The sequence below is a fragment of the Propylenella binzhouense genome (assembly GCF_009866965.1).
GTDB classification, from domain to species: Bacteria; Pseudomonadota; Alphaproteobacteria; order Rhizobiales; family Afifellaceae; genus Propylenella; species Propylenella binzhouense.
Genome location: NZ_SPKJ01000140.1, coordinates 1 through 8,089, shown reverse-complemented (window position 1 = coordinate 8,089; position 8,089 = coordinate 1). Strand labels below are relative to the sequence as shown.

Genomic DNA, 8,089 nt, shown 5'->3' with positions numbered 1-8,089 from the left:
CAATCCGGCCGCGCAGATCCGCCTTGCCCGGCTGCTCGCGGACGGGCGCGGCGTCGCCGCCGATCCGGCGGAGGCGGCGCGCTGGTACCTCGCCGCGCGCGACCGCGGGCTCGTCGACGACTATCTGGAGAACTGGCTTCTCCGCCTCGACACCAGGATCCGCGATGCGGCCGTGGCCGAGGCCACGCGCTGGCTCGGCCACGCGCCGCGAAGGCCGAGCGAAGCCGAGCCCGGGAGCAGTCCGGAAGGCTCCGCCGCCGCGCCCTCCCCCGCCGGGCCCGCCCCCGCCGCGCCCTCTCCGCCGGAACCCGCCGGGGAGCAGGCGGCGCCATCCGGAGAGCCGGACGGGAAACCCGCGCCCGCAGCCGGCGGGGCGGTCACCGCTCAGTAGCGCCGGTGAGCGGATGACGGGCGTCGACATCATTGTCCGATCCGGCCCTCGCTCGCTTATACCTATGGCGACGACCGGAGCGGCCGGGACGGCAAGGCAGGCCGGTCAACCGTCCCGGCGGAACGCAGCGACCATGGCCGCTGCCGGCCCGGACGACGCCTTGGAGATCGGAACGACACCCCGGAGGCTGGAACCATGACGCTGAAGCGGATGGACAATGTGGGAATCGTCGTCGAAGACCTCGGCGGGGCGATCGACTTCTTCCGCGAACTCGGCCTCGAGCTCGAAGGGCGCGCCACGATCGAAGGAGAATGGGCCGGACGCGTCACCGGGCTGCGCGACCAGCGCGTCGAGATCGCCATGATGCGCACGCCGGACGGCCACAGCCGGCTCGAGCTCTCCCGCTTCCTCGCGCCGCCCGTCGTCGCGGATCACCGGAACGCGCCGGTCAACGCCTTGGGCTACCTCCGCGTCATGTTCGCCGTGGACGATCTCGACGCGACGCTTGAAAGGCTCCGCGCGCGCGGCGCGCAGCTCGAAGGCGAAGTGGTCCGGTACGGGGACGTCTATCGGCTCTGCTACATCCGGGGGCCCGAAGGGCTCCTCATCGGGCTCGCCGAGGAACTCGGCTGAGCGCGGCGCGAAGGCGACCGCTCAAAATTCAGAGTGACCCACTACCCACGGCGCCGGCAGGTGGACAGAATTGAGTCGAGGCGCTATATGCCAGTCCGCTCGCTGTGCTCCGTGCAGCGGGAACTTAGCTGTTTTCGGAATCGGGCTCCGCGCCGGACGGTGAGCCGCCGGGCACATGCCCTTCCAAGAAGCCATTCGCGACGCTGCTGGGAAAGGAACGGATTCACGTGCAGGTCATCGTTCGGGACAACAATGTCGATCAGGCGCTGAAGGCGCTCAAGAAGAAGATGCAGCGCGAAGGCATCTTCCGCGAGATGAAGCTCCGCAATCATTACGAGAAGCCCTCCGAGAAGAAGGCGCGCGAGAAGGCCGAGGCGATTCGCCGGGCCCGCAAGCTCGCCCGCAAGCGGGCGCAGCGCGAAGGCCTGCTTCCCGGCAAGCGCCGCGCCGCTTCGCGCTGATCCCGGATCCGGCGATTCCACAGGTCCCGCTTGTGACGGCTGCGAAGACGACGAACCGGCGGGCTGCGGCCGCGGCCGGCATGCGCAAGCGGGCCCCGGCGATCGCGCTGCTCGCCGCGCTCGGCCTTGCCGGCTGCCAGACCGCCGGCCCGGTGGCCGACCTTTCCAATGTCGATCCGACCACGGCCTCCCCCGCCAATATCGAATCGCTGACCGCGGTCATCCAGCAGAACCCGAGCGACCCGGAAGCCTACAACGTGCGCGGCGCGGCCTATGGGCGGGCCGGGCGCTACGACGACGCCATGGCCGACTTCAACCAGGCGCTGCAGCTCGATCCGAATTTTGCGCCGGCCTATGCGAACCGGGCGCAGATCCTGCGCCGCCAGGGCAGGGATCGCGACGCGCTCGCCGATTACAACAGGGCGATCCAGGCGGACCCGAACTACGCGCTCGCCTACATGTCGCGCGGCAACATCTACCGCCAGCAGGGGCGGCCGGACCTCGCGCTCGCCGACTACAACATGGCGATCACGATCAGCCCGACCGACGCCCAGGCCTTCTACAATCGCGGGCTCGCCTACCAGGCGCTCGGGCAGTACCAGACCTCGATCGAGGACTTCACCACGGCGATCGGCATTTCGCCCCGCGCGGCGGAGCCCTATGGCGGACGCGGCGCGAGCTATCTCGCGCTCGGGGACGCCAAGAGCGCGCTCGACGACATCAACGAATCGCTCCGCCGCAACAACCGCAGCTACGAGGGCTGGACCAACCAGGGCCTCGCCTACGAGCAGCTCGGCGACATCCAGAAGGCGCACACCGCCTTCTCCCGGGCGCTGACGGTGAAGAACGACTACCAGCCGGCCCAGGAAGGGCTCCGCCGGACGGGCGGCGCCGCGGCCTAGCCGAGCGGCCTCACGGAAGCAGGCCCTTCGCCGCGAAGAAGGCCAGCGCGCGCTGCCACAGCCCGCGCTTCCAGAGCTCGCTGTGGCCCGCCCCCTCGACGACCACCAGTTCGGCGCGATCGCCCGCGATCCGTGCGAGCGCACGCCCGTGCTCGATCGGGATCACCCGGTCCGCGGTGCCGTGGAAGATCAGGATCGGCTCCGCCACCCGGCTTATGTGCTCGCGGGTGACGAAGGGATCCCGCATCAGCACCGAGACCGGCAGCCACGGATAGGTCGCCCCGGCGATATCGAGAGCGGCCGTATAGGGCGCCTCGAGCACGAGCGCCCCGGCGTCCCGCCTACTCGCGACATAGGTGGCGATCCCGGTGCCGAGCGATTCGCCGTGAAGGACGATGCGGCCGGTGCGTTCGGCGAGCCAGTCGAACTCGGCGAGCGCATCCGAGAAGAGGGCCTCCTCGCTCGGCGCTCCGCCGCTCCCCGGATAGCCGCGATAGCTGAAGGCGGCGAGCCCGAAGCCGGAATCGAGCACCTGCCGGAACCTGTCGGCGCGGCCGCTCAGGTTGCCGGCATTGCCGTGGAAATAGAGAAGCGTCGGCATTCCGTCGCGGGCGGGCGCGTGCCAGCCCGTGAGGACGACGCCGCCGCGGTCGAGCGTGACCACCTCCACCCCGGCAAGCCCGTTCGATTCCGGCGTGCCGAGCGTGCCGCCCGGGACGAAGACGTAGCTCCGCTGGACGGCGTAGAGATAGGAGCCGGCGGCGAGATAGGCGAAGGCGGCGAGTGCCGCGAGCCATGCCGCGACGCGCAGGATCCGGCGTGATCTCAAGATCGTTGTCCCTCGCGATTCGGAAAGCGGGGACGGTACGGTCTGCGCCTCCTCCTGTCCTCCGCTAATCGGCGCGTTCCACCGCGCCGAGCGGCGGGCGAAGGCACGCGCCGGCACCGCCCCCGCCCCTGCCGGTCTCGTCATCGAGCGCAAGCGCGGTGCGGAGCGCGCGCAGATGCGCCTGCCCGGCGCCGAGCGGCCGGTCCGTGCTCCAATAGAGCGTGTGCGTGAAGAAGCGCCACGACAGCCAGCCGAGGAGCCGGCGACGCATCTTCACGCGGATGTCCTTGACGCCGGGGCCGAACCAGGGGGCGACCGGACCAGAAATCAGATCGCCGAAGAAGACGCCGCGCGGGGGATCGCAGATGTTGGTCCAGCGCACGGCGGCGAAGAGCGCGGCGTGATGGGGAATTTGGACCTGCTGACCTGCCACCGTGTCCGTGTAGAACATTGTCGGCCTGTCCGGGCGGCCTCCGCCCCCGCGCTCGCCGGGAGCAGCCGCTTCCCCGCGTTCCGTGGCGACCGGAGGCGCGGTCGCGACGAGCCGTTCCGTCTTCATCGCCTCCAGATGGCGGGCATCGCGGGCGAGCAGGAAATCGGCGAGTCCAAGCGGGCTTCCAAGGGTCACGAAGTCGCTGATCAGCCAGTCGTCGGAACGGCGGCGCAGGGCATCGAACACCGCCCACTGCGCGCGCCGGTATGCCTCCAGGTCGAAGCGGTCGGACCGGCACCCGACAAACCGGTCGACCTGCGCGAGCGCATCGGCGGCGTCCGCGCTCGGCAGGCGGTCCCTGGCGGGACCGCGCTCCGCCCAGAGCTGGAGCAGAAGATCGTAGGCCACGATCGATCCGAGGCTGTGGCCGACGACGACGATGCGCCGGTACTGCTGCTGGGCGTGCAATTCCCTCAGGAGCGCGAGCCCCCGCTCGCGGATCGCCTGCCGCTTCTCCACCGTATCCGCCGCGGCGCGGACATAGCGGGCGACATCGCCGAGATAGGGAACGACGAAGAGATGGACGATCGCCGCGCCGGCGACCGCGAGGCCGGCCAGCAGCAGGCGGGCAAACGGCTCCGGATCATAGCTGGCGTCGGCCGGGATGCTTAGGAAGATCGACCCGGCGGCAACGGCGGACATCAACGGGCCCGCCACGTTCACGCCCGCGGGTTCCGAGAGAAGCGCGTCACCCTCCGCGTGGCGGCGCCGGGTGAGGAGATAGGCAAGGCGAAGCACGGTCAGGGCCGCGGCGGCGCCCGCCAGCGCCAGGAGAACCTCGCGGGCATGCGCGGCGGCCCACAAGGCGGGCCGGCCGAGCCGATGTCCGGCCCAGACGACGAGGGCATTCTTCGGGTCCGCCGCCCCGAGGAGCGCGAGCGCCATGCCGATTACGAGCAGCCAGAGCACGATCCAGGCCGCCATGCGGCGCCAAGGCACCGCCCAGATCGGACGGATGAGAAGGCCGCGCACCCAGGACCAGAGGTGCTGCAGCGTGGTGCCTTCCATCAGGTCGGCCCAGTAGAACTCGAAGAAGTCCGTCCTGAGGTCCTTGGCGGTCGAATCGTCGTAGCCGGTGGTGATCCGGCGCAGCTCGTATGATCCGGCACGCTTGTCCGGGACGATCCAGGCCCGTCGATGACGGGCCTGCTCCTCGGCGGGGCGGCCGCGCAGCCAGACGGCGTCCACGAAGCCGCGCAGCGTGTCCATCGGCCGCTGCTCGCCCATGCCGTGGATGACGACGACGGCCTGCTTGCGCCGCTCCGCGGCCGCCCCTCCGCCTCCTTCGGGCCGCGCGCCGGCGGGCGCAATGTCGGCCTGCTGCATGGTCTCCTCCCTCCGTCCCCGCTCCGGGGCCGCTATGGCGCGATGAGGATCGTCGAGCCGACCTTCAGATCCTCGCGGTCCGTTCCGAGCGCCGTGAGTTCCGCAAGGACGGCAAACACCTGCTTGGTGTTGATCGCATGCTCCTGCGGCACGCAGTAGCGCACGCCGTTATAGACAGCTCCGGCAAAGCAGCCGTCGCGGCGTCCGGCCGTGATCGTCAGGAGGGCCGGGTTCACCATGTCCACCTCGTTGATGCGGATCCGGCCCGCCGCGCCGGTCCGCAGCATCATTCCGAGATAGCGGTAGATGGCGAGCGGCGAGCGCGGCACGACTTCGTATGTCGAGGCGCCGCGCCGGAACGCGAAGGGCTGGGGCCAGGCCGACCGGCCGCCGCAGGCGACGGCACCGGGGGCTGCGCCCCAATCCCGTTCGCCGTGCCGGATTTCAGCGCGGGCCGCGCGCCCGAGCAGCGGATCGAAGCACATCCGCACGGGAGGCGGCTCGTCCTTCGCCGGCTTCACGCCGGGGACGAACTCCGCGGTGAGCCCCCATTGCATGGCGAGATCGACGAAATCCTTGAAGCAGCGCGGCTCCCCGCCGCCGATCGGGGCGCAGCCGAGGTCCGCGCCGTCGTCATTGGCGAAAATCCCGTCTCCGCCGGAACCGGTTGCGCGGACCGAATCCGCCAGGAGCCAGAACAGCAGCTCCCGCGAATAGCCTTGCCGCAGCAGCAGAAGGAAGGACCGCGCGCTGACCGGCGTCATCAGGCCTGAATAGAATTCCTTGCTGGTGAGCGGCACGGTCTGGATCGACGCTTCCGCGCTCCGGCTGGCATTCAGCGTGGCGGCCCCGAACGCAACCGAATCCGGTGCATCGCGGCCGACGGCGAAACCCGGCAGCCCGAAGCCGAGCGCACCGTTCATCCTGCCCGTGACGCCCGTGCTAGGCGCGAAGGTGAGAGGCTCGAAGGACTGCGAGCGGAGGATGTTGAGCAGGATCTCGTCGTTCCGGGCGTTATTCAGCTCCTGGTTGAACGTCGCGTAGCGATCGCCGATCCCGCCATCCACGACGGAGCAGCCCCCGAACCAGACCGCCAGCAGCCCGAGCGCGACCGCCCGCGCGGCGCGGATCTTCCGTGCCGTCCCCATTCCCGCCCCCGCGACCCTGCTTCCCCTGCAGGTCCTGCATTGGAGACACGACGCCTGGTTGTCGTCAATAGAATTGTAACCTTTGCTTGCATGACCGGCCGGTCCCGTCCGATGCGAGGAAGGAAGGCGGCGCCGCCAAGGGCGCGCCAACAAAGAAAAAGGCCGGGCGCGTGGGCCCGGCCTTCTCGTCCGATCGGGGGCGCTCAGTCGAGCGCCTTGACGATGTCCTCGGTCATCTTCTTCGCGTCGCCGAACAGCATCATCGTGTTCGGCTTGTAGAACAGCGTGTTGTCGATGCCGGCATAGCCGGAGCCGAGCGAGCGCTTGATGAAGAGGCAGGTCTTCGCCTTGTCGACGTCGAGGATCGGCATCCCGTAGATCGGCGAGGAGGGATCGTCCCGCGCCGCCGGATTGGTCACGTCGTTCGCGCCGATCACGAAGGCGACATCGGCCTGCGCGAACTCGGAGTTGATGTCCTCGAGCTCGAACACCTCGTCATAGGGCACGTTCGCCTCGGCGAGGAGGACGTTCATGTGCCCGGGCATGCGGCCCGCCACCGGATGGATGGCGTACTTCACCTCCACGCCCTCGCGCTTCAGCGTGTCGGCCATCTCGCGCAGCGCATGCTGCGCCTGCGCCACCGCCATGCCGTAGCCGGGCACCACGATGACCTTCGACGCGTTCTTCATGAGGAAGGCGGCGTCCTCGGCGGAGCCCTGCTTCACCGTGCGGTCGCCGAGATCCTGGGCCGCCGCCGCGGTCTCGCCGCCGAACCCGCCGAGGATGACCGAGATGAAGGAGCGGTTCATCCCCTTGCACATGATGTAGGAGAGGATCGCGCCCGAGGAGCCGACCAGCGCGCCCGTGATGATGAGCGCCGTGTTGCCGAGCGTGAAACCGATGCCCGCCGCCGCCCAGCCCGAATAGGAATTGAGCATCGAGACCACGACCGGCATGTCGGCGCCGCCGATCGGCACGATGATGAGCGCGCCGAGCACGAGGCTCACGAGCACGATCGCCCAGAACACGCCGTGATTCGCCGAGGTGACGAGAGCCACCACGAGGGCGAGGAGGAGGAGCGCGAGACCGGCATTGATGAGATGCCGCGCCGGCAGCAGGATGGGCTTGCCGCTCATCCGCCCGTCGAGCTTCAGGAAGGCGATCACCGAGCCCGTGAAGGTGATGGCGCCGATCGCGGTGCCGAGGCTCATCTCGACGAGGCTCGCGCCGTGGATGTCGCCGGGAACGCCGATCCCGAAGGCCTGCGGCGCATAGAGGGCGGCCGCCGCCACCAGGACCGCGGCGAGGCCGACCAGCGAATGGAACGCGGCGACGAGCTGCGGCATCGCCGTCATCGGAATCCGCCGCGCGACCACCGCGCCGACGCCGCCGCCGAGCCCGAGCGCCAGGATCAGCAGCAGCCACCCGACGAAATCCGAAGGCGGCGCGGAGACCAGCGTCGTGAGGATGGCGATGGCCATGCCGGCCATGCCGTACTGGTTGCCGCGCCGGCTGGTGACCGGATGCGACAGGCCCCGCAGCGCCAGGATGAAGAGGACGCCGGCAACGAGATAGAGAAACGCCGTGACGTTCGCAGACATGGACGGCGCTCCCTACCGTTCTTTTTTCTTGTACATCGCCAGCATGCGTTCCGTGACGAGGAAGCCGCCGAAGATATTGACGCTCGCGAGGATCACCGCGAGGAAGCCGAGGCCGCGGGCGATGCCGGTGCCTTCGCCGACAAGGTCCACGCCGAGGGCGAGGAGCGCGCCGACCACGATCACGGACGAGATGGCGTTCGTGACGCTCATGAGCGGCGTGTGGAGCGCGGGCGTGACCGACCACACCACGTAATAGCCGACGAAGATCGCCAGCACGAAGATCGACAGGCGGAACACGAACGGGT

General features: G+C 69.6%; 8 protein-coding genes and 1 pseudogene. 4 read left to right on the top strand and 5 right to left on the bottom strand.

Annotated features, from left to right (window positions below; translation table 11 throughout):
* From E4O86_RS21385 to E4O86_RS21370, 4 genes and pseudogenes are all read left to right on the top strand, one after another.
* A pseudogene (locus tag E4O86_RS21385) lies at positions 1 to 391 on the top strand (hypothetical protein); the annotation flags it as partial.
* 195 nt (positions 392 to 586) lie between these two features.
* Positions 587 to 1,024 carry a VOC family protein gene (locus tag E4O86_RS21380; protein WP_161142577.1) on the top strand — a complete coding sequence of 146 codons (438 nt, stop codon included), beginning with the start codon at positions 587 to 589 and terminating at the stop codon, positions 1,022 to 1,024.
* Between the two features lie 227 nt (positions 1,025 to 1,251).
* Positions 1,252 to 1,485: a 30S ribosomal protein S21 gene (rpsU, locus tag E4O86_RS21375; protein ID WP_161142576.1), complete on the top strand. Its 234-nt coding sequence runs from the start codon at positions 1,252 to 1,254 to the stop codon at positions 1,483 to 1,485.
* Positions 1,486 to 1,565: 80 nt separating this feature from the next.
* Positions 1,566 to 2,387, top strand: a complete 822-nt coding sequence (locus E4O86_RS21370; protein WP_161142579.1) for a tetratricopeptide repeat protein — start codon at positions 1,566 to 1,568, stop codon at positions 2,385 to 2,387.
* A gap of 10 nt (positions 2,388 to 2,397) precedes the next feature.
* Here the strand turns inward: E4O86_RS21370 and E4O86_RS21365 are convergent, their stop codons facing one another.
* The 5 genes from E4O86_RS21365 to E4O86_RS21345 all read right to left on the bottom strand — a co-directional run.
* On the bottom strand, positions 2,398 to 3,216 hold the full coding sequence (locus E4O86_RS21365) for an alpha/beta hydrolase (RefSeq protein WP_205521028.1): 819 nt from the start codon (positions 3,214 to 3,216) through the stop codon (positions 2,398 to 2,400).
* Between the two features lie 64 nt (positions 3,217 to 3,280).
* Complete coding sequence (locus E4O86_RS21360) at positions 3,281 to 5,035, bottom strand: hypothetical protein (RefSeq protein ID WP_161142574.1); 1,755 nt, start codon at positions 5,033 to 5,035, stop codon at positions 3,281 to 3,283.
* 32 nt (positions 5,036 to 5,067) lie between these two features.
* On the bottom strand, positions 5,068 to 6,183 hold the full coding sequence (locus E4O86_RS21355; protein ID WP_161142573.1) for a hypothetical protein: 1,116 nt from the start codon (positions 6,181 to 6,183) through the stop codon (positions 5,068 to 5,070).
* A gap of 203 nt (positions 6,184 to 6,386) precedes the next feature.
* Positions 6,387 to 7,784 carry an NAD(P)(+) transhydrogenase (Re/Si-specific) subunit beta gene (locus tag E4O86_RS21350; protein WP_161142572.1) on the bottom strand — a complete coding sequence of 466 codons (1,398 nt, stop codon included), beginning with the start codon at positions 7,782 to 7,784 and terminating at the stop codon, positions 6,387 to 6,389.
* Positions 7,785 to 7,796: 12 nt separating this feature from the next.
* The coding region (locus E4O86_RS21345) for a proton-translocating transhydrogenase family protein (protein WP_161142571.1) at positions 7,797 to 8,089 on the bottom strand (293 nt) is incomplete at its 5' end.

Bases quoted from the DNA above. Each gene is read 5' to 3' on its own strand.
- E4O86_RS21350 (WP_161142572.1), bottom strand. From the start codon at position 7,784: ATGTCTGCGAACGTCACGGCGTTTCTCTATCTCGTTGCCGGCGTCCTC.
- E4O86_RS21370 (WP_161142579.1), top strand. From the start codon at position 1,566: ATGCGCAAGCGGGCCCCGGCGATCGCGCTGCTCGCCGCGCTCGGCCTT.
- E4O86_RS21360 (WP_161142574.1), bottom strand. From the start codon at position 5,035: ATGCAGCAGGCCGACATTGCGCCCGCCGGCGCGCGGCCCGAAGGAGGC.
- E4O86_RS21355 (WP_161142573.1), bottom strand. From the start codon at position 6,183: ATGGGGACGGCACGGAAGATCCGCGCCGCGCGGGCGGTCGCGCTCGGG.
- E4O86_RS21380 (WP_161142577.1), top strand. From the start codon at position 587: ATGACGCTGAAGCGGATGGACAATGTGGGAATCGTCGTCGAAGACCTC.